The sequence below is a fragment of the Rhodococcus sp. IEGM 1302 genome (assembly GCF_030056935.1).
Lineage (GTDB): Bacteria > Actinomycetota > Actinomycetes > Mycobacteriales > Mycobacteriaceae > Rhodococcus_F > Rhodococcus_F qingshengii.
Map to the genome: position 1 here is coordinate 831,049 of NZ_JASHKY010000001.1, position 26,747 is coordinate 857,795.

Consider the following 26,747-nt stretch of genomic DNA (forward strand, 5'->3'; position numbering starts at 1 on the left):
CTCGGCGTGCTCAGGCCCCGACGAACTGGATGTGCTGACCCGGGCGGGCTTGGCCGAGTCGGTCGATATCTGCGTCCTCGACCACTCCCACCACCGGATAGCCGCCGGTGATGGGGTGATCGGCGAGGAACACGACAGGTTGGCCGCTGGGTGGGACCTGGATCGATCCGAGTGCCACGCCTTCGGTGGGCAGTTCGGTGTCGTCTGTTCTTCGAAGTAGTTCGTCGGCGCCGACGCGATCGACGCGTGCGCCGATTCGGTCCGAGTCGGTCGAGATCGCCCATCGGCCCTGGAGGAGTGTTTCGGGGTTGGTGAATCGATCTGCGCGAGGACCGAACACCACTCGAATGGCGAGAGTCTCGTTTGCCATCGGCGGCACCGGTGCGAGGTCGACGGCTGAGAACGTGGTCGGCGATGGCCCGATCGGGAGAAAAACACCAGGCTCGAGAGGCGCCGGACCGATCCCGGACATCGTGTCGGTGCTGCGCGATCCCAGGATCTCGGGAACCACAATGCCGCCTCGGACGGTCAAATACGTCCGCAGTCCACTCGGTGCGTAGTCCAGGCGGACGGTCTGCCCAGCCCGCAGATCGATCACGCTCGAATGCCCGACCGGAATGCCGTCGCGGTAGGCCTGTGCAGGCGCACCGGTGAACGCGATCGTTGTCGGTTGCTGCGCCCGAAGACTCAGCCCACCCAGGAGGACCTCGACACCGGCTGCGCCCTCGTTGTTGCCGACGAGCCGATTGCCAAGCCTGAGAGATCGCCTGTCCGCCGCACCGGAAACCCCGACACCCGAGCGAAGATGACCTATCCGTCCGAGGTCCTGGATCAGGCTCAGCGGCCCGGTGTCGAGTATCTCGAGGCCGTTCATCGTTGTTCCTCGTTCACGAAGCGCACGCGTCTGCCGGGCTGAACGGTGGCCGGTGGTGTGGCGTTCAGATCCCACATCACGGCATCGGTGCTCCCGATGATCTGCCAGCCACCCGGTGATGCACGCGGGTAGACCGCGCTGTATCCAGCGGCCAGGGCGACGGAACCGGCAGGCACAGCGGTTCGTGATTGCGTTCGACGCGGAACGTCGAGCCGAGTGTCGCCTGAAGTCAGGTAGGCGAAGCCGGGTGCGAATCCGATGAAGGCGCAACGCCACATTGCCCCGGTGTGGGCCGCAACCACCTCGGATCGGCTCATACCAAGTGACTGTGCGACGTCGTCGAGGTCGGGCCCGTCGTACCTGACGGCGATGGTGAGTGCATCCGTCTCGAAATGTTCGTCTGTGGTCGCGGCAGAATCGGTCTGCTCGAGATCGTTCAAGCGCTTCCGGACGTACGTGAGATCTGCCGCCGGGGTGCACGTGACCAGGACCGTGCGAGCTGCGGGGAGGAAGTCTTCGACCCCGACCGGGGTGTTACGCGTCAGTGCTTCGGTGAACGCGAGAACGCCAGCTTCGGAATCGAAGTCCACGAGCAATGCGCGTTCTCCCGCGGGAAGTATGCGAGTCACAGGGAGGGCTCCCTATCGACTCGAGTCCGCTCCACGTCCGCTCGCATCGCGGCGATGAAACTCGCGATGGTGGCTCGCTCTGGGGCGGTGTAATTGCCGAGGGTGCTCACCGCCCGTGAAATGAGTGGGCCGAAGTAACTCTCGCCGAGTGCGGCTGCGGTTGGTGTGACCTGCAAGAGCACCCGCCTGCGGTCTGCTGAGTCCCGCTCCCGAGCTACGTGGCCCGCTTTGACCATCCGGTCGACGAGCGCGGTCACCGACGCCGAGTTGATACCCAGCTGTGCGCCGAGCCAGCCTGGTGTCGCCGGTGTGTCCGAGCGCTCGGCATCGAGAAGGCAGATCAACGCGCGCACGTCGGTGGAGTGCATTTTGTACTTGTTCGCAAAGCCGGAAACCGCCACGTTCAAGTCGACGGTAAGTGCGCGAAGCGAGTGGACGATCGCCATCGCTTCGTCTTCTGCATCGCCGACGCTCAAGGATGCCTCCAGCCCTGGTGTGTTGTCTCTTGATTGTCTACTATCTCGATAATCGAGAGAAATGGGGGTGGGGGATGGACTTCAATCGCGCATACGACGCTGTACTGACCAAATGGCCGCAGAAACCGCTGGGTGTGGATCTCGCGGGGCGGTTCGGTAACACGCATGTGAACGTCTGTGGGCATGCAGACTCGCGGCCGTTGATCCTTCTGTCCGGGGGAGGTGCCACTTCGACGGTGTGGTTCGACAATGTTGCGACGCTGTCGAAATCCCGGCGTGTCTTTGCTGTCGACACCATGGGCGATGCCGGGCGGAGCGTTCCGAATGGTGATCCGATGAAGTCCGTCGACGATCTGATCGAGTGGATGGACTCGATAGTCGATTGCACCGGGGCCGGCACCGTTGATGTGATCGGACATTCCTATGGCGCAATGATTGCGTTGGCCTTTGCGCTGCATCGACCGAATCGTGTCGGGAAACTTGTTCTGCTCGATCCTAATTCGAGTTTCTCCGGCATGAAGGCGGGCTACCTTCTGCGTGCGCTTCCGCTGTTGCTCTCCCCGTCGCGAGCGCGCCGACGGCGACTGTTGGATTGGGAGACAGGTGAGTTGAGTATCGACTCCGACTGGCTGTCTCTTGTGGAAGTGGGCACTTCGGATCTACCGCGACCCGATCTCGTAGTGCCTCGACGTCCTTCGAAGGAGGCCTTGAGCGCACTGGATGTCGAGTTGCTGGTGGTCCTCGCACAAGACGGACGGGTGCATGATGCGGAAACCGTGTCGAAGTCAGTGCGGGAGAGGGTTCCCGCAGCGCGTGTCGAGGTGCTGAAAGCTTCTTCGCATCACAGCATTCCGATGGTTCCCGCCGATGAAATCAACCGGGTGCTCGTCGACTTCTTGGAGGGCTAGCGGATCAGGGTGCGACGACGCACCCCGGACCGATCGGTGTCGCCGGATTGACATCGACCGTTGTGACCGGCCCGCCCGCGGACGTCTGGTAGGCCATCAGAGAGTGTTCGCCCGGTGCAGTCGGAGTCCACAGCGTGACGGCGTGGCCGAGTACGACCGGCAAGGTGAAGTAGGGATTGACGGTGTCCCAGATCAGTTCCTGCGGGAACATGGTCGACGCCCGGTTCATGTCGACAATCGAGACGTTCGGCTCGTTCAACGCTGCTGTCCTGGCAACCACCAGATACGTGCAGGCCGCTCCGTACGGCGTCGTCGGCCCGCTGCTGAGACCCGGAAGGATCGTGACGTCGACTACGTCCGCGGACGCTGAAGTTGCGGAACCGATGGCTGCACTCGCGCAGAGGGCAGCGGCGACTACGGTAGTTCGAGCGATTCGTGAAAGTGTCATACCAGCAGGTCGGTTTTATCTGGGTGGGTGTTACAGGCAGACTGACCGGATGCGCGCACTTCACGTTCTGCTGGCCGGCTTCGGCTTCCTGCTGGGGTTCCTGATTATTGTTGTCTCCGGCCTGATCGAGTGGGCGTCCTTCGCCTCCCGAACCGATTTCGCCTTCGTCGGTGACTCCGCCGTGTCGGTTGGTGTTTCCAACGAGGCGATCTACACCGCCGTCGCTGCTCCACTGGTGGGTGCACTGTTGGGCTGGGTGTCAGCTGTCATCGCGACGAGGTTCGGGTGGAGCCTCACTCGTGGGGGTGCCACGCCGGCAAGCGAGTGACCAGGCAGCGGACCCGCTTGCTGGTCCGTGGGTTATGAGGAAAGGCCCCGACCTCCATCGAGGTCAGGGCCTTCCTTTGCGCCGAGCTACTTCTGTGCCGAGCTACTTCTGTGTCGAACTACTTCTTCGAGACGCGGAGCAGCTTCTTGTTGACGAACTCGTCCATTCCCCACGGACCCAGCTCGCGGCCGACTCCGGAGCGCTTGACTCCGCCGAAAGGCAGACCGGGCAACGTCGTTCCGTGCTCGTTGACGAACGCCATTCCCACGTCGAGATCTGCAGCGACCGACCGGGCGGAATCGAGATCGCTGCTCCAGACGGATCCGCTCAGGCCGTAGACCGACGAATTGGCAAGTTCCACAGCCTCGCTGGCCGACTTGACCTTGTAGACGACTCCGGCAGGTCCGAACAGTTCTTCGCTGTAGGCCCGCATGTCCGGTGTCACGTCTGCGAGCAATGTCGGTTGAACGTAGGCGCCCGGGCCGTCGATCTTCTTTCCACCGGTCAGCAGCGTGGCACCCTTGGACACAGCGTCGTCGATCTGCTCGATCAGAGTGTCTGCCGCGCTCTGCGAAGAGAGCGGACCCAAGACTGTGGATTCGTCCAACGGGTCACCGGCAGTGACGGATTCGAAGGACGTCGCCAACTTGTCGGTGAAGTCGTCGTAGAAATCTTCGGTGACGATGAAACGCTTGGCCGCGTTGCAGGCCTGGCCGGCATTGGACAGACGTGCCTTGGTTGCGGACTTGACGGTGGCATCCATGTCGTCGGAATCGAGGACGATGAACACGTCTGATCCGCCGAGTTCGAGGACGACCTTCTTGAGATTGCGTCCGGCAGTTTCGGCGACGCTGGTTCCGGCGCGTTCGCTGCCGGTCAGTGACACACCTTGAACTCGGGGATCGGCGATCATGTCCGCGATCTGCTCGTTGGTCGCGAAGACGTTGACGTAGGCGTCGTCCGGCAATCCGGCTTGTCGCAGAATCTCTTCCATCAGCAGCGCCGACTGCGGACAGTTCGATGCGTGCTTGAGAATGATCGTGTTACCGAGCATCAGATTCGGTGCCGCGAAGCGGGCGACTTGGTAGTACGGGAAGTTCCACGGCATGACGCCGATGAGAGCGCCGATCGGTCGCCGGTACACAACCGACTCCTCGGCCCCGGGAACGTCGAGTCGTTCTTCCTCGAGCAGTGCCGGACCGTGGTCTGCATACCACTGATAGATCGCGGCCGAGAGTTGTACTTCGCCCTTGGCCTCGCGGACCGGCTTACCCATCTCCAAGGAGATCATTCGGGCCAGTTCGTCTGCGCGCTCTGTGTACAGTTCGGCGGTCTTGCTCAGGACTGCCGCACGCTGCTGTGGCGCACTGTTGCGCCAGGTCAAGTAGCCGCGATGCGTGTTCGCAAGTGCGGCTTCAACTCCGGCGTCATCCAAAGTATCGAATTCCCTGACGGTTTCACCTGTCGCGGGATTGACTGTTTTGTAATTAGCCATAGTTGTACAACGTGCGGAAGGGGCTCGAAGATTCCCGAAACGCGCAATCACATTGAATCGGCTCAACAGGTTTCGATCAAATCCCGGCTGGGTACCATGTCACGCCACCTTGGGACGATGGGTGCGCTCGTAGCCCTTGCGGTCGTAGAAACGGGTGGTCACGATGCCGAGTACGACGCCGATCAGTAGCCCCACCAACGTCATCCAGACGGCATGCAGCAGGCCTGCCTCACCGCGTGCGCCGAAGAACAGGATCGATCGCGTGCCCATGTAGATCTGGTGCATCGGCTCGAATTGCGCCAGCCAGGCATACAACCTGGGGCTGGCTTCGAGGGGGATGGTGCCACCGGACGAGGGCAGCGCGAGAATGACGAACACGAACAGGTTGATCAACATGCCCAACGAGCCGAACGCGGCCATCACCGACATCGCCGTGATGCCCACCGCTGTGATGACCAGCGCGCCGTACTCCCACAATGCAAGCCCGTGAGTGACCGGCATTCCGAGGGCGCGACTGATCCACTGGAACAACGCGGAGACTATGCCGGACAACACGATCATGAATGCCCATTTGACGAGCAGCGTTCGAAACCTGTTGATACCCACAACGTCGTTCTGAACGAAGAGTGGACCGAATTCGGTAGGCGCGTATCCGAGCATGCCGTCCACCAAGGAATTGACCACGGTTGCTCCGGTGAATCCCGCAAGGACCAACAGCAGCGCGAAATAGAATGCCACCAAACCGAATCCGGTTCCGTCGGGAAGCGGATCGTGGGCAACCGTGAGTACGTTCACCGGGTTTTCGAGCAGCAGGCGGCTCGCTCCGGAGATCTGGGCTCCGGTGCCTCCCGCTTCCAACTGCGCGGTGACAAGGGCGGTGAGTTGCTCGCCCATGTTCTTGTTGACCGAGGCGAGGGCTGTGGTTCCGATCGACTGGACCAGCGATGCCGAGACGGAACCGGCGCGAGGATTGGTGTAGATCGTGATGATCGGTTGCTCTACGTCACCGGCGACGACGCTGGCTTCCGCCAGGATGATCGTCCTCTTCGTGAAATCACTGGGAATCACGATCGCGCCGTACAGCGTGCCGGAGTTCAACCGCGATTGGGCTTCGGCGATACCGATCTGCTGCAGGTCGATCTTCTGGTGGTCGATTCCGCTTTCGAGGCCGGCGACGATGTCGTTTCCGAAGTTCTTGCGGTCGGCGGGGTCGCCACCGGGGAGGGTGTCGCCCTCGTCCTGGTTGACCAGGGCGATCGGGAACTGGTCCAGGTGTTTCTTGGGGTCGAGTATTCCGCCCATGTACAACGCTGCCAGCGCAGACATCAAGAGGGTGACCACTATCAATGGTGTCAACCAGAATCGTGGTGTGTGCATGACGGTGCGGGCAGACGGCTCCGTGTTCTTGCTCATCGTCAGTCGATCGGCTTTCGTTCGCGCGGAGTTCCTCGGGCTGAGCGTAAACGCAAAGGTGCGCCGGGGCAGTCTTTCGATCTGCCCGCGGCGCTGGAGACCTGTCCGGTCGGCGACAGGCCGGATTGCCGGCAGTCTCATCCGAAAAGGCTGAGAACGGATCGGTAGGGTATGGCCCGCGGCAACCCTGCCGAGACGATTTCGGAGAAACCGTTGACCAACGTGCTGATAGTTGTCCTGATACTCGTAGTGATCGCTGCCGTCGTGTTTGTGGTCCTGCGTGGACGCCAGGGCAAGCCGAATGCTCGCGTCGACCCGCTCGCCGACTATCCCGAGGTGTACGACCCCCACAAGATCGGGGTCGGCGACATCATCACGTACGCGGGTATCGACCATGTTGTTCGAGGGACCATCACGCTCGACGAAGAGGGGTACATCTGGCGTGAGCACCTTCTCGACGGTTCGACCGGTCGTCGTTGGTTGACGGTCGAGGACGACGAGGGCGAATTGGAGATGACTCTCTGGATGCGTCGAGAAGGAACCAACCTGGTCCCGAACGGCGACGTCATTCTCGACGACAAGGTTCACCGCAAGATCGAAAGTGGAACGGCGAAGTTCACGGCCGAGGGTACGACGGGTACGGCCCCTTCCGGCTCGATGGAATACGCGGACTATGCGACCGCAGACAAGACCGGCCTGATTGCATTCGAGAAGTGGGCGCGCGGACAGTCGTGGGAGGTTTCCACGGGACGGGCGGTCACTCGCAGCGAACTCACTGTCATCCACTCGGGCCCCCCGGAATGAGCCTGTATCTACTCGACGTGGAGCCGACCGACGTGGATGCCTCGGCACTGGGGTTGGTACTGGGAGCTCCTGCGCCACCGACCCTCGCCGAGTTGGTGATCGGAACTTCCGACGCGACGCTGACACTCGGAGTGCTCGGGGCTTCGCACGTGGTGACGGCCTGGGCGTCGGGAAAGGAACTGACCGAGCAGGTTTCGTGCGATGCTCTTGCCGCCGGCGGTGAACCCTTGCCGGCAGTGGAGTCCACGGAAAACTACCGGTTCGAGTCTTCCTCGCTGATCCTGGACCGAGTCGAATTCGATTCGGAAGCTGCATCGTTGAGAGAGTCCGCCGGCCAGGACGGTTGGATCTGCGGATCCTTTCCCGGCGACGACACAGCGTTGACCGCGTTGTGTGGCGTGCGAGACCGCCAGGGGTGGAGTTGGCAGAGTTGGCATTTGTACCCGGGGGAGGGGACAGGAGTGATCGTGAAGACGCGCAGTAGGTGGCGCCCGTGAGGGGGCGGACGTGGTTTGCTCCGGTGATGGTGGCGGCCGCAATTATGTTGTCGGCGTGCGGTGGTGGAGCCAAAGACTTCATCGCGGACAACTATTCCAAGACGTCCCAGGATGGCGACGTCGTGTTGTACTCGTCGAAAGATCCAGTGGGCACGACCGTCTCACGGATTGTCGACGCGGACCAACCAGCGGCGCGAAGTGCTGACGGCGGCAACGAATACCTGCGCTACGACGACGACATCGTCACTGTCAGTTCGGCTTCGGGCGGTGGCAGCACCATCAAGGTAGAGGACATCGACGGCACGTATCGCAGCGGCGGATACGCGTACCTGGGACCGGGCTTCAACCCGGGATCCCCGGCGGGTGGAAGCAGTGGCAGCGGCGGCTCGGGTAGTGCCAAATGACGGTAATGCTCAATGAGAAGGAGAACGGCGTGACGAACATCTTTGCATCCACTTCCGTCGAGATCGGAACGGTGGATCCGGCATTGCTCGTCGGGGGCGTTCTCGGCACCCTCGCCTACTTCGTCGTCGGTGCAGCGGTTCTGGCGACGGGATTCCTGGTCCTCGACCTCATGACACCCGGAAATCTCCGCCATCAGGTTTACGTCGACAAGAATCCGAACGCTGCGATTCTGTTGGCCTCCAATCATCTTGCGCTGGCGATCATCGTGGTGACGGCAATCCTGACCAGTTCGGACGGCTTTGCTCAGGGACTCGCCGACTCCGCGGTGTACGGACTGTTCGCGATCGTGTTGCAAGCGATCGCGCTGCGATTGATGAACGCATTCCTTCCCGGCAAGTTGGTTGCGCTGGTGCAGGATCCGAAGATGTGTGGCGCCGCGTGGGCTGTGGGTGTGAGCTTGCTGTCCATCGGTTTGGTGAACGCCGCAGCGCTCACCTGATGGTTGCCGCTGATCCCGATGTGACAGTTGACGAGCGTTCGACGATGCTCGGCCCGCGCGCACGCGTCCTTCTCCTTGCGGCTGTTGCGGCGTGCGCTGCGTGTGGCCTGATCTACGAGCTGGCCCTGTTGACACTCAGCGTGAGTCTGACCGGCGGCGGCATCACCCAGACGTCGTTGATCGTCGCGGGATTTGTTGCGGCTCTGGGTATCGGAGCGCTGGCCGCCAAACCGCTGTTGGGGCATGCGGCCATCTCGTTTGTGACCGTCGAAATTCTGCTCGGGCTGATCGGCGGATTCAGTGCCGTCACGCTGTACGTGACCTTCACGTTCTTCGGTTCCAGCGCAGCAGTTCTGGTGGCGGCGACCGCGCTGATCGGCATCCTCGTCGGTGCCGAAGTGCCTCTGCTGATGACGCTCTTGCAGTCCGGTCGCAGCGACAACGACGCACAGAGCACCGGAAAGGTACTGGCCAACCTCAATGCCGCCGACTACCTCGGCGCATTGATCGGTGGTCTGCTGTGGCCGTTCGTACTGTTGCCGTGGGCGGGAATGATTCGCGGTGCCGCACTCACCGGCATGATCAATCTCGTGGCTGCGGCAGTGGTCGCGCTGATACTCCTTCGGTGGCAGCTCAGCCTGCGCGCACGATCGATCGCCGTCGTCGCAATGCTGTTGGCAGCAAGTTTGATCGGATGGTTGCTGATCGCAGCGTCGGACATCGAGACCACGTCGAGGCAGCGGCTCTACACCGATCCCGTGGTGGCCGCCGAGCGATCGGTGTACCAGGAAATCGTCGTCACCGAGCGGGGGAACGACGTGCGCCTGTTCCTCGACGGAGACCTGCAGTTCTCCAGTGTCGACGAGCATCGGTACACGGAGTCGCTGGTGTATCCGGCCCTGGTGAACGACCCCCGGCGCGTGCTGATTCTGGGCGGCGGTGACGGCCTCGCTGCACGGGAAGTGCTGCGAATGAACAGCGTCGAGCAGATCGTTCAAGTGGAACTCGATCCGGCAGTCATCGAGTTGGCCAACACGCGTCTTCGTGATCTGAACGAGGGAGCGCTCGAGGATCCACGGGTGGACGTCGTACTCGACGACGCGTTTCGGTGGCTGCGAGAGCGTCCGGAACCGGGTTTCGATGCGGTGATCGTCGACCTCCCGGATCCTGACACCCCCGCACTTGGCCGCTTGTATTCGATGGAGTTCTACGGACTTGCCGCTGCCGCGATGAATCCGGGCGGGCTGATGGTCGTACAGTCCGGCAGCCCGTACTCGACACCGGATGCGTACTGGAGAACGGTGTCGACGGTATCGGCTGTCGGACTGAGCGTCTCGCCCTATCACGTTTTCGTGCCGAGCTTCGGTGACTGGGGATATGTGCTCGCGCAAAGAGGTTCCACGCCGCCCGAGCTTCGTCTGCCCGCTGATGTGCCGAACCTGCGGTTCCTCGACGAGCCCACTCTGGCGTCGGCCTCGGTGTTTCCTCGCGATCGCCCGAGGCGGGAAATGGAGCCGTCAACACTCGACCGGCCGCGCATCGTCGACGATATGCGCAAGGGCTACGAACGCTGAACTCCCGACCGAGTAGCTTGAATCGAGACTCTCGGCCACGACGGAGGTACGGATGACTGTTCGGATCGAGGAGCACGCACCGGGAGTCCGGTTGCTCACGATGAAGCGCAGGAAGCATTCGCAGCTTTTCATGAAGAAGAGGTGATCGAAATGAACGGTGCACAGTCGCTTATCCAAAGCCTGGTCGACTCGGGCGTCGAGGTGTGCTTCGGCAATCCAGGAACGTCCGAGATGCATTTTGTCGCCGCACTCGATTCCGTTGCGCAGATGCGTGCGGTACTCGGATTGTTCGAGGGCGCCGTGACCGGTGCCGCGGACGGCTACGCACGGATCGCCGGAAAGCCTGCCGCGACGCTGCTCCATCTGGGCCCCGGTATGGCGAACGGACTGGCGAACCTTCACAACGCGCGCCGCGCCCACACACCGATCGTGAACATCGTCGGGGACCACGCGACCTACCACCACGGTTTCGACGCTCCTCTCGAATCGAACATCGATGCGCTGACCGAATGGTTGGAGGGGTGGAGTCGACGTTCCGAATCCACCGCGACCGTCGGTAGCGACGCGGCCGACGCCGTTGCCGCCTCGATGAATCCGCCCGGACGCATTGCCACACTTGTCCTCCCTGCCGACGTCTCGTGGGGCGAAGGTGGAGTTCTTGCGGGTCCTCGGGACATACCGCCGCGGGCGGAAGTTTCTGCAACACAGATCGACTCGGTGGTGGGCGCGCTCAATGCCGAGGGTCGCGCCACGCTACTGCTGGGCGGCGCAGCCTGTTCCGAAGCTGGGCTGCGCGCCGCTTCCCGAATTGCGGTCGCGACCGGTGCACAGATTCTGATCGAGACTTTTCCAGCCAGGCTTCAACGAGGTGCGGGGCTACCGTCATTCGAGCGCTTGGGATACTTCGCCGAGCACGCCACCGAACAACTTCGCGGAACAACTCAGCTGGTTCTGGCCGGAGCGGTTTCGCCGGTCTCGTTCTTTGCGTATCCCGGAAAACCGAGCGATCTGGCACCGGAGGGTGCTGCGGTGACAACGCTGGCAAGCGTCGGCGACGATGTTGCCGGTGCACTGGAGGCAGTGGCCGAACTCGTGGCACCGGGAGTCGAACCTGTTTTGCAGGAAGCGAATCGGCCGGCGCTGCCGAGCGGGCCTCTGGACGTTCGAAATTGGGCCGACGTGATCGGCGCCCTGCTGCCAGGCGACGCCATCATCTCCGACGAGGCGGCGACTTCCGGTTGGGCGATCCCGATTGCCCTTGCCGGAGCGCCGCGCCACGACGTGCTCACGCTCACCGGAGGTGCCATCGGCCAGGGCATCCCGGTGGCGACGGGCGCCGCTGTGGCAGCGCCGGAGCGACCGGTGATCAATCTCGAAGCCGACGGAAGCGCGATGTACACCATCACGGCGTTGTGGACGCAGGCGCGAGAGATGTTGAACGTCACGACGATTCTGCTCAACAATCGCGCATACGCCATCCTGCGTGGCGAACTGCAACGAGTCGGCGCAGAAGGTGGCGGCGTCGTCGCACAGTCGATGCTGGATCTGTCATCTCCGAACATGGACTACGTCAAGATCTCCGAGGGGTTGGGAGTGCCCGCGTCGCGGGCGAACACAGCGGAGGAGTTGGCCGAACAGTTTGCCGCAGCGCTGGCGGAACCCGGCCCGCATCTCATCGAGGTCATGCTGCCTCCGACGTCGTGATTTCGACCTCGAATCGATCGTCGATCGTGCATTCAACTGGAGGTTTTCGGTGCTAGCTGCGATCGGTCTGTCTCTTCCGATTGCCCTCGGCCTGCTTTTCGTCTCGATGCCCATGGCGGTGATCGTGCTCGTCATGATCACCGCTGGAGCACATCGAGGGGCGGCATCTTTTCTACTCGGGTGGGTCCTCGGAATCTCGGCAGTCGTCGCGGTGACCATCGTGATCGCGGACTATTCGTTTGCGGAGTCGGAGTCGTCGCAGACTTCCATGTGGTCGAGCGTCGTACGAATCGTGTTGGGTCTTGTCCTGTTCGGCTTGGCATACAAGCAGTGGCGCGCGCGTCCGCGAAACGGGAGTGAGCCGACAGTTCCGAAGTGGATGAAGAGCGTCGACGGGTTGACTCCGCGGAAGGCGTTCGGGTTGGCGTTCTTGTCCGCGGCGGTCAATCCCAAGAATGCAGCGCTGGCGGTATCCGGTGCGGCCACTATCGCGGTCGCCACGAATGTCGTTGCCCAACAGATTGTTGCCGCGGTGATCTTCACGGTCATCGCGAGCGTCGGCATCGCGTCGCCGATCCTGGTGAAGGTGTTCTCCGGCAAGCGTGCCGACGAGATCCTCGCGTCCGCGAAGGCATGGATGACCGCCAACAACGCGGTGATGATGACGGTCATCCTGACGATCCTCGGTGCGACCGTGCTGGGCGAGGGGCTCAGTGGGCTGCAATAGGTCGCCTACCATTGGCGGGTGACTGATTTCGACGACGACGCTGCCGGTTCCATTGCCTCCGCTGCTTTGGCTGTTCTGCGCGAGCAAGGCCCGCTGAGTCTCGAAGAGTGGGCGACCCATCTCGAGGAGTACGGAACTGCGACCGAGTTGGCCGATGTACTCGAGTACCTGTCCGAACCGATGCTCGGGTACCTGCCCAACGGAAAGTACGTCGCTCTCGACACGGTCCTCGAAGGGCTCGTGTTCACTCACCGGCTCAGCGAAGTCGAAATTGCGTCGGACATCCTTGACGCGAGCCCCGACCTGGAACCGATCTTGGCATTCGGCGACGACGACGGGGCGATCCGGGTGGCCCTGGCGGAAGAAGCAGCCTCCGAACGCGGAGCTGCTCCCTTCCGGAGTCGACGAGTTGTGGTACTTCCGGCCGGAACCCTCGGCGAGTGCGCCGACGGTGATCTCGTCGGCTTGGCTGTCGAAGACGGAACACTTGCGTTTCGTCTGGTCGAGATCGAGGACGAACCCGATCTTGCTCCGGCGCTCGGCGAACTCTTCGAGGAGGACGGAGTCGAGGCCCTGGATTCTGTGTGCTGGCAACTCCTGATCGAGGATCCGTCACTCTTCACGGTTCCTGTTGCGCCGCTGGGTGAGATCTTCGAGGTGGCAGGTTACATCCGCTCGTTCCGCACGGACTGTTCCAGGCCGCCGACGGTTATGTCGGTGGCGGCCTCGGCGGTAGCCCCCGCATGTGGGACGGCATGCGAGCACGAGCGTGAGCTACTGGCCCGACGGGGATTCGACTTCGACGCCTACGACCTGCAGATTCGGACAGCCTTGGTGGCCAGTACCTACGACCTGACCCACGACGAGGCAGTCTCTGCCGTTGCGTTTGTCGATCTGGCGGACCGCGGATACACCGACGCGGTCATCGCCGACTTCGATATCGCGGACTGGGCCCACCGTCATGTGAGCGCTGCTCCGGACTCTTTTGTCTCACTGGCAGATCCGGGTGCTGCAGTGGCCGTGTTCGATCTCGGATTTCGGAATCAGGACCCGGTGACCGACGCAATCCTCGAAGCGCTTGCCTCCGAACTGGCCGAGCGAGGGCCACGGTCGGTCAGGGCGGCGGCTCATTGGCTCGCCGGTAAGGCTGTCGATCGGCTGGGGCGCGTCCTCGAAGCGGAGGCGCACTACGAGAAAGCGCTCCTTGCCGAATCCGGTTGGGGTCCGGCCTTGTTCGAGCTGGCTCAGTTCGCGTCGGACCGCGGCGATGCGACCCGGGCGCTGTCACTGCTCGGGCGGATCGACGGCGGAAGTGAAGAGAATCTCTACGCCGTACTGCAGGACTTCGTCCCAGCCGATCACCCGGAACTCGGGCGAAACGACAAGTGTTGGTGCGGTTCCGGCCGCAAGTATAAGGTCTGCCACCTCGGAAAGGCCGATGAATCCGTCAAGGCGGACGGTCGGTGGCTGTACAAGAAGGCATGCCTGTTTGCGTTTGCCTCCGAATTCGTCGACATCGTGACCGGGCTCGACGATCTCGAAAACGAAAATCTCTCCGAGGACGAACTGATCGCGGCCACGATCTTCGACGGATCGGCACTGGACGTCGCTCTGTTCGAGGGTGGAATCTTTGCCGAATTCTTGGCCAGACGCAGCGAACTACTTCCGGAGGCGGAAGTTGTGACAGCCGCACAGTGGCCCGGAATCCGGAGGTCGGTGTACGAGGTGATCGAAACGTCCGACACCGGCGTCGTGCTGCTCGATCGTGGGTCCAAGGAGACCGTCACGGTTGCTCACTCGGTCGAAGGCGAGCCAGGTGATGTGATCAGTGCTCGGGTCCTGACGGCCCCCACTGGCGCGTTTGCGGTGGGTGTTGTGGTCATGGCTACGGAATCGCAGGCCGCGAGGGTACTCGAGGTTCTCGCTTCAGAAGATCTCGAGGCCGAAGAACTGGTGCGCGAGTTGCGCGGAGGCGCCGATCACTCGACCGATGACCGGTGACGATGTATCGAGTCGACCCCGTTAAAGTTGGATAGGTGAACGAACCGATGGATGCCAATGACTTGATCGCCGAAGCCGCGATGGAGTTGTTGCGTGAGCACGGCCCGCAGACAGCGGCGGACTGGGGCACCCTGTTGGCTGACGCCGGGCACGGTACAGCCGAGGACATGACCGAATTCGTCGAGTACGTCGAGGACCCGTTGCTCGGATACTTGAGTGAGGAACGGTACGCCGCCCTCGACACGTTGTTCGAGCATCGAGTGTTGACCCATCGGCTCACCGAAGCGGAAATCAGGTCCGGCGTTCTCGACGCGAACCCCGATCTGATGATGCTGCGGGTTTTCCTCGATCGTGACGACGACGAAATCCACGGCATCAGCGTCGTGCACCGCGGGACCGACGACGATCTTTTGGCTGATCGTGGGATCGAAGATCCGGAGTTCCCACACGACGAAGGCTTTCTGCTCGACACCGACACCCTTGCCGAGTGCTCGGTAGGTGACTTGATCGGATTGTTCGTCGCTGACCGTGAGCTGACACTCTGCACCATCCCCGAGGTACTGGATCCCGCACCCGGATTCGGCGAGAGTCTGGGGACGGTCCTCGCCGACACCGGTGCTGACACCCTCGATGCCATTGTCTGGCAATTGATGCTCGACGAGCCGTCGCTGTTCCGTCAGCCGACCGCACCGCTGGGCGAGATGCTCGAGGCGGCAGGTTACGTCCGCGACGGTGATTACGTTGCGGTCGACGGATTCGATTTCGAGGCGTACCACCTGGCGAACCGGGCTCGCATGCTCGAGGTCCGCGAGAATCTGCACCCCGAAGAAGCAGCGTCGGTGATCGCCTTCGTCGATGTGGTCATGGCCGCGAAAGCCGAAGGCGTCGACGATGTCTCGGACTGGGCGCGCAAGAAGATCAAGGAGGATCCGCAGGCCTTCGCAGGCCTCGCCGAGCCGCCCGCGGCTGCGGCAGCGTTGGAGCTGTTGTCCGAACTCGACGATCATGATTCCGTATTGCATTCTGTTGCAACTGCTCTCGCCGAAAAAGGGTCGCGTCGTGTCAAGCCGGCAGCGCACTGGCTGGCGGGCAAGGCTTCGGATCGTCTCGGCAAGATCCTGGCCGCTGAGGCGTCGTACGAATCAGCGCACGATCTCGATCCCGACTGGACTCCCGCGATCTTCGATCTGGCGCTACTGGCCGCCGATCGAAGCGATGTGACGCGCGCGCTGGCTTTGCTGGGCCGAATCGAGGGTGGCGAGTCCGAGGTTCTGCACGAGGTTCTTCAGCGCTACGCCCCGGCCGAGCACCCCGAACTCGGACGAAATGACAAGTGCTGGTGCGGTTCCGGTCGAAAGTTCAAGGTTTGCCATCTCGGTAAGTCCGAGGTGACGTTCGACGACCGGGCCAGCTGGCTCTACGTCAAGGCTCAGTTGTTCTCGCGCACGCCGGAGTACTTCGACGCCGTGTTCGATCTTGCGCTCATCCGTGCCGAGCAGTTCAACAGCGAAGAAGCACTGACGCTGGCCGTCGAAGGTGGTTTGGCCGTCGACGCTGCCTTGTTCGATGCGGGTATTTTCGCAGCTTTTGTCGAGCGCCGCGGAGAACTGCTGCCTGCCGACGAACGCGAACTGGCCGATCAGTGGTTGTCGATTCCGCGCTCGGTGTACAAGGTCGCCTCGACGGAGCCGGGACAGTTGGTGACCCTCAGCGACGTCCGCAACGGCCATCTGGTGAAGGTCACGGACGAGTGGGGCTCGCTGAACCTCGAGCCAGGCACGCTCGTGTGTGCTCGTGTTCTTCCGGCCGGGTCCACGATGCGCACGTTCGGTGGCATCGAACCGCTTGCGGTAGAAGACAAGAAGGAGTTGATCCAACTGATCGAGTCTGAGGACACCGAGCCGGGTCAGCTGGTGGAGTTCCTCAGCCGCGGCCTTGCCGGTGCGCCTTTCCGGTAGCGCGAACTACCAAAAAGGCGCACGGGGCCGGAGGCCCTAGGGCGTTACCTGAGCCAACATCATCTGCTCGAAACCCTCACCGTACGGCGGGAGCATTCCCCATTCACCGCGTGGGTCATGCTGCGCTGCTTCGAATACCGTTCGCGCGTGACTGAACTCGAGGAAACCCTCACGGCCGTGGTAGTGCCCGATGCCCGAAGCTCCGACGCCGCCGAAGGGTGCGTCGCTCAGCCCGGGGTGAGACATCGCGTCGTTGATGGTGACGCCGCCCGAGACGGTCCGTTCGAGTACGGATTCCTTCTCGTCCAGATCGGTTCCGAAGTAGTACAGCGCCAACGGTTTCGGTCGTGAATTGATGTCGGCGACGACGTTGTCGAGTTGGTCGTACGGCAAGACGACGACGGCCGGCCCGAAGATCTCCTCCTTCATGATCTGCGCGTCGGTCGGAGGGTCGACCACGATTCGCAGTGGGCGACGACGAGTGTCTGCGGAGAGTTCTTCGTCGGGAACGGTGATGATTCGTGCCCCACGTTCTTCGGCGTCCGCGATGTACCCCTCGATGCGTGCGAGGTGACGATCGCTGACTATCGAGACCATGTCTTTGTTGTCGGCAATCGTGGGAAACAGTCCCGTGAACTGGTCGGTGAACGCGTCGATGAATGCTTCCGTGTTCTCGCGCGGAACGTAGATCAGATCGGGAGAGACACAGAGTTGACCGGCGTTGGTGGACTTCGCGATAGCCAAACGCGAAGCAGCAGAGCTGATATCGGCACTGCGGCTCAAGACGCTCGGTGACTTGCCGCCGAGTTCGAGGGTGACCGGCACCAGGTTCTTCGCAGCATTGGCCATGACCAGCTTTCCGACGGTCGTGCTGCCGGTGAAGACGAGGTGGTCGAAAGGCAGGGACGTCAGCCGATCAGCGACTTCCGGGCCGCCGGTCACCACCGCGACCTCCACGGGGTCGAGAGTTCGACGCGCCGCCTCGGCCAGGACGGCCGCAGTATTGGGCACGATCTCCGACGGTTTGAGAACGGCGCGATTTCCTGCTCCGAGGGCGCAGGCGAGCGGGCTCAGGAGAGTGAAAAGGGGAGCATTCCAGGTTCCGATGATGCCGATCGAACCCTTCGGCTGGTACGACACGTACGCCGTGGCACCCAACTGGTCCTGCATCGCTCCGGTAGCTCTCGGTGAGCGAATCATCCACTCTTCGAGCGAATCACGAACGTGCTTGAGTGAAACCATCGACCCGAGAACGTCATTCATCACCGAGTAGGCCGGGATTCGACCGCCGAAGTCTTCGTTGATCGCCTCGGTCAGATCCTTGTGGTTTGCCACCAGGAGATCGACGACGCGTTGAATGCGCTCGCGTCGTGTCTGCGCGGACGGAAGACCAGCGGCTCGAGTTGCTTCCTGCTGAGCGCGCAGAATCTCTTCGAGATCAGTGGTGACGGCGGCATCGGTGCTCATGGGCACTCCTCGTAGTGGCGAAGTATTGACCGGACCGTATCGACGCGGTGCGAGTGGATGTCCTTTTCGTCTCGTTGACCGGGACGGATTCGATTGGTAGAGAGAACACATGTCGCAGACACAGGTAGAAGACACTGCAGTGAAGATTTCCGTCGAGGAATCGGTGGGACTCGGTTTCCTGACGCTCGATCGGCCGGCGCGGCGCAATCCGCTCTCGGCGGAGACCATGCGTGAGGTGACGGCTGCCCTTGTCGAATTGTCTGTAGACGAGCGCGTGCGGGTCGTGATCGTGCGCGCCGAAGGCCCGGTGTTCTCCGCCGGACACGATCTGACGGAGATGATCGGGAGAACCCTCGAGGACGAGCGGGCGATCTTCGACGGCTGTACCGAGATGATGGAGACCGTACAGCGGATTCCGCAGCCGGTGATTGCCGCAGTACAGGGCCCGGCTATCGCGGCGGGCTGCCAACTGGCCGCGTCGTGTGATCTGGTTGTTGCTGCGTCGAATGCTGTCTTCGGCACGCCGGGCGTCAAGATCGGACTGTTCTGCTCGACGCCCATGGTGGCGCTGAGCAGGGCAGTAGGGCGCAAGCGCTCGATGCAGATGTTGCTCACCGGGCAGACGATCGACGCCGACACCGCTGCGGACTGGGGTCTGGTGAACTTCGTCGTCGCGCCCGAAGACCTGGACCGAGAGGTGCGCGAACTGGCCGCCAAGGTCACGATGGCCAGCCCCTTGACGGTGAAGATCGGTAAGCAGGCGTTCTATCGCCAGATCGATCTTCCGCAAGCGCAGGCGTACGAGGCGATGGCGGAAACTATGGCAACCAACGCCGTGACCTGCGACGCTCAGGAAGGTATGCAGGCCTTTGTGGACAAGCGAAAGCCCGAATGGCGCAATAAGTAACGATCGCTCTTCCGGTTTAGTTGGACGTCCTATAACCTGAGGCGCATGAGCCTGGATCCACGCACCAACACTGTCGACGGAGTGCTTCGGCGCTCGGCAGCCAAGTACCCCGACCGTGTAGCCGTCGTCTTCGAAAATCGCACTCGCACCTACCGCGAACTCGACGACGCGGTGACGCGGGTCGCCGCCTACTTGCTCGGTCTGGGGCTCGAACACGGCGACCGCGTCGCGGCATACGGAACCAACTCCGACGCCTATGCAATCGGATTTCTTGCCTGTGCACGAGCAGGTTTGGTGCATGTTCCGGTCAATTACGCACTGAAGGGGGAGGAACTCCGGTACCTCGTGGCGCAGTCAGGCGCCCGCGCGGTGTTGGTGGATCCGGCATTGGCGCCGACGCTCGACTCGGTACGCTCCGACCTCGATCTCGATCACGTGATCGCACTGCGGGACGCGGAACTGTCCGTCGTCACGATCGGTGAGGCAGGCGAGGTGCCGGTCTTCGAACCGCGGGCGACGTCGACCAATCTGGCGCAACTCCTGTACACCTCGGGCACCACCTCGAAGCCCAAGGGCGCCATGATGTCTCACGGTGCACTGGTTCACGAGTACGTGTCCTCGGTGATCGCGCTCGGCCTCGACAAGAACGACAACCCGCTGATCTGCATGCCGATGTACCACTCCGCGGGCATGCACGTCTTCATGCTGCCGTACCTGTCCGTCGGCGCGACGGTCAGTCTGATGCAGGCGCCGGACATCCCGGAAATCCTGCGCCGTGTCGAAGCCGAAAAGATCGGATCGCTGTTCCTGGCGCCGACCGTGTGGGTACCGCTGGCCAACCATCCGGACCTCGAGACCCGCGATCTGTCTTCGCTGAAGAAGGCGCAGTACGGCGCCTCGATCATGCCGGTCACCGTGCTCAATCGTCTGCGCGAGCGCTACCCGGACATCGGTTTCTACAACTGCTTCGGTCAGTCCGAAATCGGCCCACTGGCAACAGTTCTCCAGCCCAGCGAGCATGCTGATCGCCCGTCTTCCTGTGGTCGCGCGGTGTTCTTCGTCGAAACCCGCGTCGTCGACGCCGACGGAAACGATGTTGCCGACGGTGAGTCCGGCGAGGTTCTCTACCGCTCACCGCAGCTGTGCAACGGCTACTGGGAGAATCCGGAAGCCACCGCCGAGGCCTTCCGTGACGGCTGGTTCCATTCGGGCGATCTGGTCGTGCGGGACGAAGAAGGTTTCATCACGGTCGTCGACCGGATCAAGGACGTCATCAACACCGGCGGCATCCTGGTGGCGTCACGCGAGGTCGAAGATGCGGTCTACACGCACCCAGCCGTGGCAGAAGTTGCCGTGATCGGTACGCCCGACGACAAGTGGATCGAGGCCGTCACCGCGATCGTCGTGCTCAAGGACGGCAACGACGAGTTGACGCCCGAGGCGTTGATTGCCCACGTCAAGGAGCGAATCGCTCCGTTCAAGGTGCCCAAGCATGTCCGTTTCGTGGCCGAGCTTCCGCGCAACCAGAGCGGCAAGCTACTGAAGCGGGAACTGCGCACCGTCTGAAGCTTGCTATAGGTTCTGCCTTACCTTCGGTTCGTTTTCAGGTCTTTGACTCCGATTGCCTCACGGTATTGACTTCGGGGGACGGCATGGACTTCGGAAACAGCAAGGTGAGTGGTGGGAATGCAGGTCGACGCAGATGACTTCGCAGATATCTTGGCGACTGCGCGGGAGTTCATCCGTAAGGAAGTAGTTCCGCGTGAGCAGGAGATAGCCGACACCGACGCCATTCCTGAGGACATACGCAAGAAGGCCGCAGCTATCGGGCTCTTCGGTTACGCGATCCCTCAGGAATGGGGTGGGCTCGGACTCGATCTCACCCAAGACGTCGAACTGGCAATGGAATTCGGCTACACGTCCCTGGCGCTGCGTTCGATGTTCGGTACCAACAACGGAATTGCCGGGCAGGTGCTGGTCGGCTTCGGTACCGACGAGCAGAAGGCTCAGTGGCTCGAGCGCATCGCCTCCGGCGACGTCGTGGCTTCCTTTGCTCTCACCGAACCCGGCGCGGGCTCCAACCCGGCCGGCCTTCGGACCAAGGCCGTTCTGGACGGATCCGACTGGGTGATCGACGGCAACAAGCGGTTCATCACCAATGCTCCACTGGCGCAGCTGTTCGTGGTGTTCGCGCGCACTCGCCCGGCGGATTCCGATGGTCCGGGAATTGCAGTGTTCCTGGTTCCGGCTGACACGCCAGGTGTCACGGTCGGTCCCAAGGACAAGAAGATGGGTCAAGAAGGTGCTTGGACCTCCGAGGTCACCTTCGACAACGTCCGAGTTCCCGAGTCGGCCCTCGTCGGTGGCGACCAGGACACCGGATACCGCGCAGCGATGACGTCTCTCGCGCGCGGACGAGTCCATATCGCGGCGCTTTCGGTGGGAGCAGCACAGCGAGCGCTCGACGAATCTGTCGCGTTCTCCGTGGTCACGGAACAGGGCGGCACCGCGATCGGCGACTTCCAGCTGGTTCAAGCGATGTTGGCAGACCAGCAAGCCGGTGTGATGGCAGGGCGCGCGATGGTGCGCGAGGTGGCCGCGCGGTACGTCAGCGGTGAGGATCGCCGTCTCGGGCCTTCGGCGGCAAAGCTTTTCTGCACCGAGATGGTGGGCAAGGTCGCAGATCTCGCCGTGCAGATCCACGGGGGCAACGGGTACATGCGCGGTGTTCCGGTCGAACGCATCTACCGTGAAGTTCGCCTGTTGCGCCTGTACGAGGGAACCAGCGAGATCCAGCGTCTGATTCTCGGTGGTGGGCTCGTGGCGCAAGCGAAAAAGCAATACCAGCGCTGACACATTTTCCAGACGAGCTTTAACCTCACGAACGGAGTGGACATGGGATTGTTGGACGGCAAGGTTGCGGTAGTGACCGGCGGAGCCCAGGGCATCGGGCTCGAAATTGCGCGCACCTTCATCAAGGAAGGCGCGACCGTCGTTCTCGGCGACATCAACGAAACCGTGGGAACGGCTGCGGTCGCCGAACTCGGTGGAGAGTCGGTCGCCCGTTTCGCTTCCTGCGACGTGCGTGACTCCGGACAGGTCGAGGCCATGCTCGATCTGGCCGAAAGCGCTTTCGGTCCAGTCGATGTCATGGTCAACAACGCCGGCATGACGCGCGACGCCACGATGCGGAAGATGACCGAGCAGGACTTCGACGACGTGATCGCAGTTCACCTCAAGGGCGCCTGGAACGGAACACGCGCTGCCGCCGCCCGCATGCGCGAGCGTGAGACGGGCGCGATCGTGAACATCTCGTCGATCTCCGGCAAGGTGGGCATGCTCGGGCAGACCAACTACTCGGCCGCGAAGGCCGGGATCGTCGGTCTGACGAAGGCCGCGGCAAAAGAGGTCGCGTTCAAGAACGTTCGCGTCAACGCCGTTCAGCCCGGACTGGTCCGCACGGCGATGACCGAGGCGATGCCCGAACGGATCTGGAACGAGAAGCTTGCCGAGATTCCGATGGGGCGCGCAGCCGAGCCTTCGGAAGTTGCTTCGGTTGTGCTGTTCCTCGCGAGCGACCTCTCGAGCTACATGACCGGCACGGTTCTCGAGATCACCGGCGGCCGCCACATCTGATCCGTCCTGTTCGAGTGCAAGAATTCAGAGTGTGAGAATTCTGGGTGTAAAACTTCTGGGGTGACTACTGACATGGGACAGCCGAACTCGGATCTTCCGCTCGACGGAATCACCGTAGTTGCACTCGAACAGGCGGTGGCGGCACCGCTCGCCACCAGACATCTCGCGGACATGGGTGCGCGGGTGATCAAGATAGAACGCGTCGGCGAGGGTGACTTCGCGCGTCACTACGACCAGGCGGTTCACGGTCAGGCATCACACTTCGTGTGGCTCAACCGTTCCAAGGAATCGATCGCCGTCGACGTGAAGTCGGACGCCGGCCGGCAGATCCTTCTCGATCTGGTCGCGCGAGCCGATGTGTTCCTGCAGAACCTGGCTCCCGACGCAGCCGCGAGACTGGGGTTCGGCGCGGAGGAACTGCGCGATAAATACCCACGGCTCATCGTGATCGACATGTCCGGCTACGGCAGTGCCGGCCCGCGGCGCGAGCGCAAGGCCTACGACATGTTGGTCCAAGCCGAGACCGGAATGATCTCCGTGACAGGCACACCGGAGACGGCCACCAAGACCGGCATCCCGGTCTCCGACATCGCAGCAGGAATGTACGCGCTGACTTCGATTCTGAGCGCCCTGTTCCGTAGAGAGCGAACGGGCAAGGGAGCGCTCGTCGAGGTCTCGATGTTCGATTCCACCGTCGAGTGGCTGGGCCATCCGATGTACATGAAAATGTATGCGGACAAGCAGATTCCACGTGTCGGTCTCGGCCATGCCGCGATCGTTCCCTACGATTCGTATCCCACGGCCGACGGCGAAATCCTGATCGGCGTCCAGAACGACCGTGGATGGCGAGCGCTGATGGTGGACGTGTTCGAGCGAGAGGATCTGGTCGATCATCCGCGTTACCGCACCAACATCGTGCGCGTCGAAAACCGTGGCGAGGTGGACGAATTGGTGGGCTCTCTGACGCGTCTGTACTCGACGACAGATCTGGATCAGCGTCTGGCCGCCGCTGGTGTTCCGGCCGCGGCACTCAACGACATGGCCGGTCTGCTGGAACATCCGCAGCTGGAGAAGCGTGCCAGATGGCGGTCCGTGGGCACCGAGAACGGTCCGATCGATGCCGTGCTGCCTCCGATGACGTATTCGGATGTCGAAATGCGCATGGGTGACGTTCCGGCACTCGGCCAGCAGACGGATTCTCTGCTGGCCGAGTTGGGACTTACGGGCGACCGGATCGCGGAACTTCGCCGCGACGGATCGATCGGTTAACGCTTCTAGCGTCGCAGGTTCTCGAACACCGCGGCAATCCCTTGTCCGCCACCGATACACATGGTCTCGATCCCGTACCGTGCCTTGCGCCGGTCGAGTTCGCGCAGCAGATTGGCGAGGATCCGCCCACCGGTAGCGCCGACAGGATGTCCGAGCGAGATTCCGGAACCGTTGACGTTGAAGCGTTCCTCGATGTCCTGCGCGCTCAATCCCCAGGCTTTGGCGCACGCGAGAACCTGGGCGGCGAAGGCCTCGTTGACTTCGATGAGGTCGATGTCGTCCAGCGACAGATCGACACGGGAGAGAGCCTTCGCCACGGCAGGCACCGGTCCGATGCCCATCCGGTTCGGCTCCACACCGGCCACACCCCAGCTGACCAGTTTCGCGAACGGCCGCAGGCCCAGCCGTTCGGCGTTGGCCGCAGTGGTGACGATGGCCGCGGCTCCGGCGTCGTTCTGGCCGCAGGCGTTTCCGGCGGTGACTGTTGCTTCAGGGTCGACGCGACCTCGAATGGGGCGCAGTGCAGCAAGATCGGACAGTTGTATCCCTCGGCGCGGATGCTCGTCTTGGGTGACGACTGCCTGCTCACCACGGCGTCCGGGCACCGAAACGGGAATGGTCTCGTCGTCGAAGTACCCACTGTCTTGGGCGTGAACGGCCCGTTCGTGCGATCGCACCGCGTATCGGTCCTGCTCGTCGCGGGTGATCGAGTACTCCCGGCGCAAGTTCTCAGCGGTCTCGATCATGCCGCCTTCCACCGGAAAGTTGACTCCGCCGGAGTTCGTGCGCGGTTTGGCCAATCGGTCGTGGAACTCGACGGAAGGGCGCTTTGTGCCCCAACGCATGTCGGTGGAGTAGAACTCGGTTCCGCTCATGCTCTCGGCGCCGCCGGCGATGACCAGATCACTCATCCCAGTCTGTACCTGCATCGCGGCGTAGATGATCGCCTGCAATCCCGAACCGCAACGGCGATCGAGTTGTATTCCGGGAACGGACACGTCGAGACCGGCGTCGAGTGCCGCGATTCGTCCGATGGCCGCGGCCTCTCCGTTGGCGTACCCCTGACCGAAGATGACGTCGTCGACATCGGTGGACGCAATGCCGGTTCGTTCGACGAGGCCACGCACAACAGTGCCGGCGAGTGTGGTGACGGGAACGTCCTTGAAGACTCCGCCGAATCCGCCCACCGGGGTGCGAACGGGTTCACAGATGACTGCGTCGTGCATGGAATGCGCCTGTCTCGAGGAGAGTGGGGAATGCGTCGCGTGAACGGGCCGATCGAAGGGCCCACCGCGACCTGGCCTCTCGAATATCCAGCACACGTGGCGCGGTTGTCAACAGCAGGAACGACCTGTTCGGACATAGTTTCCGCCATACGGTTCGTATGCGAAATCGACTTTGACACATATACCGTTCGGGGATTGAATGGATGCAGCGTCTCTGCCGCACACACGTCGCGGTGGGATGAAAGTTCCTGGAGTCGAATCAATTTCGTCGACCGGGAGGGCACGAAGTACCGACTGACAGGTGGAACAGTGACTCGTTTGGCGCAGACGGCGGGATTGACCGAAACCCAGACCGATATCGTCGGGGCGGTACGCGAGTTCGTCGATCGTGTGGTCATCCCCGCGGCGCAGGAACTCGAACACTCGGATACGTACCCGACCGACATCGTCAAGCAGATGAAGGACATGGGTCTGTTCGGACTGACCATCGACCCCGAGTACGGGGGTATCGGCGAATCATTGCTCACCTACGCGCTGTGCGTCGAAGAATTGGCCCGTGGATGGATGAGCGTGTCCGGTGTCATCAACACGCATTTCATCGTGGCTCACATGATTTCGGCGCACGGGACGCCGGAACAGAAGGCGAAGTACCTGCCGCGTTTGGCTTCCGGGGAACTCACCGGTGCATTTTCCATGTCGGAGCCTGCCCTCGGTTCCGATGTTGCTGCCATATCGACCAAGGCGAAGCGGACGGACTCCGGCGATTACGTGATCACCGGCCAGAAGATGTGGCTGACCAACGGGGGTTCCTCGACCTTGGTGGCAGTCCTGGTCAAGACGGACGAGGGCGCGGAGAAGCCGCACAACAATCTGACGACGATATTGATCGAGAAACCCGCAGGTTTCGGCGAGGTACTCCCGGGCCTGAACATTCCGGGCAAGCTCGAGAAGATGGGGTACAAGGGAATCGACACCACGGAGATGATCTTCGACGGTTTCGAGATCGGAGCCGAGGAGGTTCTCGGTGGCACCCCTGGCTCGGGATTTCGGCACATGATGGACGGTGTCGAGGTCGGCCGGGTCAACGTCGCCGCGCGTGCCTGCGGAATTGCCCAGCGCGCTTTCGAACTGGCTGTCACCTACGCCAAGCAACGCGAGACTTTCGGCAAGCCGATCGCCGAGCATCAGGCCATCGCGTTCCGGATCGCCGAGATGGGCACCAAAGTCGAAGCGGCACATCTGATGATGGTCAACGCTGCCAGGCTCAAGGACTCGGGTGAGCGCAACGATGTCGCAGCGGGTATGGCGAAGTATCTGGCGAGTGAATTCTGTTCGGAGGTCACCCAGGACAGCTTCCGTATCCACGGCGGATACGGCTATTCCAAGGAATACGAGATCGAGCGGTTGATGCGTGAGGCGCCGTTCCTTCTGATCGGTGAAGGCACCAGCGACATCCAGAAGCAGATCATCAGCAAGGGCCTGCTTCGCACGTACAACTGAGC

Annotated in this window: 25 protein-coding genes; 17 read left to right on the plus strand and 8 right to left on the minus strand. The window is 62.3% G+C overall.

Annotated features, from left to right (window positions below):
• Nucleotides 1-10: 10 nt before the first annotated feature.
• From QM609_RS04025 to QM609_RS04035, 3 genes are read right to left on the minus strand one after another with little or no spacing between them, the layout of a single operon-like run.
• Entirely contained in the window at nucleotides 11-874 is an 864-nt protein-coding gene (locus QM609_RS04025) for a 5-oxoprolinase subunit C family protein (protein ID WP_050654596.1), read from the minus strand.
• The gene (locus tag QM609_RS04030) at nucleotides 871-1,503 is read right to left on the minus strand and encodes a 5-oxoprolinase subunit B family protein (protein ID WP_003940006.1); all 633 of its coding nucleotides are present in this window, start codon (nucleotides 1,501-1,503) and stop codon (nucleotides 871-873) included. The genes QM609_RS04025 and QM609_RS04030 overlap by 4 nt, the downstream gene beginning before the upstream one ends.
• The gene (locus QM609_RS04035; RefSeq protein ID WP_050654597.1) at nucleotides 1,500-1,979 is read right to left on the minus strand and encodes a MarR family winged helix-turn-helix transcriptional regulator; all 480 of its coding nucleotides are present in this window, start codon (nucleotides 1,977-1,979) and stop codon (nucleotides 1,500-1,502) included. The genes QM609_RS04030 and QM609_RS04035 overlap by 4 nt, the downstream gene beginning before the upstream one ends.
• 74 nt (nucleotides 1,980-2,053) lie before the next feature.
• On the opposite strand from QM609_RS04035, the gene QM609_RS04040 reads away from it, so the two are divergent.
• On the plus strand, nucleotides 2,054-2,887 hold the full coding sequence (locus tag QM609_RS04040) for an alpha/beta fold hydrolase (protein ID WP_050654598.1): 834 nt from the start codon (nucleotides 2,054-2,056) through the stop codon (nucleotides 2,885-2,887).
• A gap of 4 nt (nucleotides 2,888-2,891) precedes the next feature.
• Here the strand turns inward: QM609_RS04040 and QM609_RS04045 are convergent, their stop codons facing one another.
• Entirely contained in the window at nucleotides 2,892-3,335 is a 444-nt protein-coding gene (locus QM609_RS04045) for a hypothetical protein (protein WP_050654599.1), read from the minus strand.
• A 49-nt stretch (nucleotides 3,336-3,384) separates the two neighbouring features.
• On the opposite strand from QM609_RS04045, the gene QM609_RS04050 reads away from it, so the two are divergent.
• Complete coding sequence (locus QM609_RS04050; RefSeq protein WP_003939940.1) at nucleotides 3,385-3,663, plus strand: hypothetical protein; 279 nt, start codon at nucleotides 3,385-3,387, stop codon at nucleotides 3,661-3,663.
• 118 nt (nucleotides 3,664-3,781) lie between these two features.
• On the opposite strand, the gene QM609_RS04055 is transcribed toward QM609_RS04050, so the two are convergent.
• Nucleotides 3,782-5,158: an NAD-dependent succinate-semialdehyde dehydrogenase gene (locus tag QM609_RS04055; RefSeq protein WP_030537211.1), complete on the minus strand. Its 1,377-nt coding sequence runs from the start codon at nucleotides 5,156-5,158 to the stop codon at nucleotides 3,782-3,784.
• 99 nt (nucleotides 5,159-5,257) lie between these two features.
• The gene (locus QM609_RS04060; RefSeq protein ID WP_050654600.1) at nucleotides 5,258-6,571 is read right to left on the minus strand and encodes a YhgE/Pip domain-containing protein; all 1,314 of its coding nucleotides are present in this window, start codon (nucleotides 6,569-6,571) and stop codon (nucleotides 5,258-5,260) included.
• 171 nt (nucleotides 6,572-6,742) lie between these two features.
• Here QM609_RS04060 and QM609_RS04065 point away from each other — a divergent pair, with 171 nt between their 5' ends.
• The 9 genes from QM609_RS04065 (at nucleotide 6,743) to QM609_RS04105 (ending at nucleotide 16,740) form a co-directional block, all read left to right on the plus strand.
• The gene (locus QM609_RS04065; protein WP_050654601.1) at nucleotides 6,743-7,375 is read left to right on the plus strand and encodes a DUF4178 domain-containing protein; all 633 of its coding nucleotides are present in this window, start codon (nucleotides 6,743-6,745) and stop codon (nucleotides 7,373-7,375) included.
• Nucleotides 7,372-7,872, plus strand: a complete 501-nt coding sequence (locus QM609_RS04070; RefSeq protein WP_042448582.1) for a DUF2617 family protein — start codon at nucleotides 7,372-7,374, stop codon at nucleotides 7,870-7,872. Before QM609_RS04065 ends, QM609_RS04070 begins: the two co-directional genes overlap by 4 nt.
• A 26-nt stretch (nucleotides 7,873-7,898) precedes the next feature.
• Nucleotides 7,899-8,276, plus strand: a complete 378-nt coding sequence (locus QM609_RS04075; RefSeq protein WP_050654602.1) for a DUF4247 domain-containing protein — start codon at nucleotides 7,899-7,901, stop codon at nucleotides 8,274-8,276.
• A complete protein-coding gene (locus QM609_RS04080; protein WP_042448576.1) occupies nucleotides 8,273-8,776 on the plus strand; it encodes a DUF350 domain-containing protein in 504 nt (167 codons plus the stop codon). Before QM609_RS04075 ends, QM609_RS04080 begins: the two co-directional genes overlap by 4 nt.
• On the plus strand, nucleotides 8,776-10,350 hold the full coding sequence (locus QM609_RS04085) for a polyamine aminopropyltransferase (protein ID WP_003940065.1): 1,575 nt from the start codon (nucleotides 8,776-8,778) through the stop codon (nucleotides 10,348-10,350). Before QM609_RS04080 ends, QM609_RS04085 begins: the two co-directional genes overlap by 1 nt.
• Nucleotides 10,351-10,500: 150 nt before the next feature.
• Nucleotides 10,501-12,054: an acetolactate synthase large subunit gene (locus QM609_RS04090; RefSeq protein WP_037128881.1), complete on the plus strand. Its 1,554-nt coding sequence runs from the start codon at nucleotides 10,501-10,503 to the stop codon at nucleotides 12,052-12,054.
• 49 nt (nucleotides 12,055-12,103) lie between these two features.
• Entirely contained in the window at nucleotides 12,104-12,781 is a 678-nt protein-coding gene (locus tag QM609_RS04095) for a GAP family protein (protein WP_003940298.1), read from the plus strand.
• 18 nt (nucleotides 12,782-12,799) lie between these two features.
• Nucleotides 12,800-14,782, plus strand: a complete 1,983-nt coding sequence (locus QM609_RS04100) for an SEC-C metal-binding domain-containing protein (RefSeq protein ID WP_283337037.1) — start codon at nucleotides 12,800-12,802, stop codon at nucleotides 14,780-14,782.
• A 35-nt stretch (nucleotides 14,783-14,817) separates the two neighbouring features.
• Nucleotides 14,818-16,740, plus strand: coding sequence for an SEC-C domain-containing protein (locus tag QM609_RS04105; RefSeq protein WP_228232246.1), 1,923 nt, complete (start codon nucleotides 14,818-14,820; stop codon nucleotides 16,738-16,740).
• Between the two features lie 36 nt (nucleotides 16,741-16,776).
• On the opposite strand, the gene QM609_RS04110 is transcribed toward QM609_RS04105, so the two are convergent.
• Nucleotides 16,777-18,207, minus strand: coding sequence for a coniferyl aldehyde dehydrogenase (locus QM609_RS04110; protein WP_003940108.1), 1,431 nt, complete (start codon nucleotides 18,205-18,207; stop codon nucleotides 16,777-16,779).
• 109 nt (nucleotides 18,208-18,316) lie between these two features.
• On the opposite strand from QM609_RS04110, the gene QM609_RS04115 reads away from it, so the two are divergent.
• The 5 genes from QM609_RS04115 (at nucleotide 18,317) to QM609_RS04135 (ending at nucleotide 24,019) form a co-directional block, all read left to right on the plus strand.
• Nucleotides 18,317-19,114 (plus strand): enoyl-CoA hydratase, encoded by a 798-nt coding sequence (locus QM609_RS04115; RefSeq protein ID WP_042448564.1) that lies wholly within the window; start codon nucleotides 18,317-18,319, stop codon nucleotides 19,112-19,114.
• 45 nt (nucleotides 19,115-19,159) lie between these two features.
• Entirely contained in the window at nucleotides 19,160-20,680 is a 1,521-nt protein-coding gene (locus QM609_RS04120; RefSeq protein WP_042448562.1) for an acyl-CoA synthetase, read from the plus strand.
• Nucleotides 20,681-20,800: 120 nt separating this feature from the next.
• A complete protein-coding gene (locus QM609_RS04125; RefSeq protein WP_050654604.1) occupies nucleotides 20,801-21,967 on the plus strand; it encodes an acyl-CoA dehydrogenase family protein in 1,167 nt (388 codons plus the stop codon).
• A gap of 42 nt (nucleotides 21,968-22,009) precedes the next feature.
• A complete protein-coding gene (fabG, locus tag QM609_RS04130; RefSeq protein WP_003940214.1) occupies nucleotides 22,010-22,750 on the plus strand; it encodes a 3-oxoacyl-ACP reductase FabG in 741 nt (246 codons plus the stop codon).
• A gap of 72 nt (nucleotides 22,751-22,822) precedes the next feature.
• Complete coding sequence (locus QM609_RS04135) at nucleotides 22,823-24,019, plus strand: CaiB/BaiF CoA transferase family protein (protein WP_003940302.1); 1,197 nt, start codon at nucleotides 22,823-22,825, stop codon at nucleotides 24,017-24,019.
• Nucleotides 24,020-24,024: 5 nt separating this feature from the next.
• On the opposite strand, the gene QM609_RS04140 is transcribed toward QM609_RS04135, so the two are convergent.
• Nucleotides 24,025-25,245: an acetyl-CoA C-acetyltransferase gene (locus QM609_RS04140; RefSeq protein ID WP_050654605.1), complete on the minus strand. Its 1,221-nt coding sequence runs from the start codon at nucleotides 25,243-25,245 to the stop codon at nucleotides 24,025-24,027.
• A gap of 309 nt (nucleotides 25,246-25,554) precedes the next feature.
• Between QM609_RS04140 and QM609_RS04145 the strand changes: the two genes are divergently transcribed.
• The gene (locus tag QM609_RS04145) at nucleotides 25,555-26,745 is read left to right on the plus strand and encodes an acyl-CoA dehydrogenase family protein (RefSeq protein WP_050654634.1); all 1,191 of its coding nucleotides are present in this window, start codon (nucleotides 25,555-25,557) and stop codon (nucleotides 26,743-26,745) included.
• Nucleotides 26,746-26,747: the final 2 nt, after the last annotated feature.

Coding starts and splice junctions, on each gene's coding strand:
- QM609_RS04025 (WP_050654596.1), bottom strand. CDS start 874: ATGAACGGCCTCGAGATACTCGACACCGGGCCGCTGAGCCTGATCCAG.
- QM609_RS04040 (WP_050654598.1), top strand. CDS start 2,054: ATGGACTTCAATCGCGCATACGACGCTGTACTGACCAAATGGCCGCAG.
- QM609_RS04045 (WP_050654599.1), bottom strand. CDS start 3,335: ATGACACTTTCACGAATCGCTCGAACTACCGTAGTCGCCGCTGCCCTC.
- QM609_RS04050 (WP_003939940.1), top strand. CDS start 3,385: ATGCGCGCACTTCACGTTCTGCTGGCCGGCTTCGGCTTCCTGCTGGGG.
- QM609_RS04055 (WP_030537211.1), bottom strand. CDS start 5,158: ATGGCTAATTACAAAACAGTCAATCCCGCGACAGGTGAAACCGTCAGG.
- QM609_RS04060 (WP_050654600.1), bottom strand. CDS start 6,571: ATGAGCAAGAACACGGAGCCGTCTGCCCGCACCGTCATGCACACACCA.
- QM609_RS04065 (WP_050654601.1), top strand. CDS start 6,743: ATGGCCCGCGGCAACCCTGCCGAGACGATTTCGGAGAAACCGTTGACC.
- QM609_RS04070 (WP_042448582.1), top strand. CDS start 7,372: ATGAGCCTGTATCTACTCGACGTGGAGCCGACCGACGTGGATGCCTCG.
- QM609_RS04075 (WP_050654602.1), top strand. CDS start 7,899: ATGGTGGCGGCCGCAATTATGTTGTCGGCGTGCGGTGGTGGAGCCAAA.
- QM609_RS04080 (WP_042448576.1), top strand. CDS start 8,273: ATGACGGTAATGCTCAATGAGAAGGAGAACGGCGTGACGAACATCTTT.
- QM609_RS04085 (WP_003940065.1), top strand. CDS start 8,776: ATGGTTGCCGCTGATCCCGATGTGACAGTTGACGAGCGTTCGACGATG.
- QM609_RS04090 (WP_037128881.1), top strand. CDS start 10,501: ATGAACGGTGCACAGTCGCTTATCCAAAGCCTGGTCGACTCGGGCGTC.
- QM609_RS04110 (WP_003940108.1), bottom strand. CDS start 18,207: ATGAGCACCGATGCCGCCGTCACCACTGATCTCGAAGAGATTCTGCGC.
- QM609_RS04115 (WP_042448564.1), top strand. CDS start 18,317: ATGTCGCAGACACAGGTAGAAGACACTGCAGTGAAGATTTCCGTCGAG.
- QM609_RS04120 (WP_042448562.1), top strand. CDS start 19,160: ATGAGCCTGGATCCACGCACCAACACTGTCGACGGAGTGCTTCGGCGC.
- QM609_RS04125 (WP_050654604.1), top strand. CDS start 20,801: ATGCAGGTCGACGCAGATGACTTCGCAGATATCTTGGCGACTGCGCGG.
- fabG (WP_003940214.1), top strand. CDS start 22,010: ATGGGATTGTTGGACGGCAAGGTTGCGGTAGTGACCGGCGGAGCCCAG.
- QM609_RS04135 (WP_003940302.1), top strand. CDS start 22,823: ATGGGACAGCCGAACTCGGATCTTCCGCTCGACGGAATCACCGTAGTT.
- QM609_RS04140 (WP_050654605.1), bottom strand. CDS start 25,245: ATGCACGACGCAGTCATCTGTGAACCCGTTCGCACCCCGGTGGGCGGA.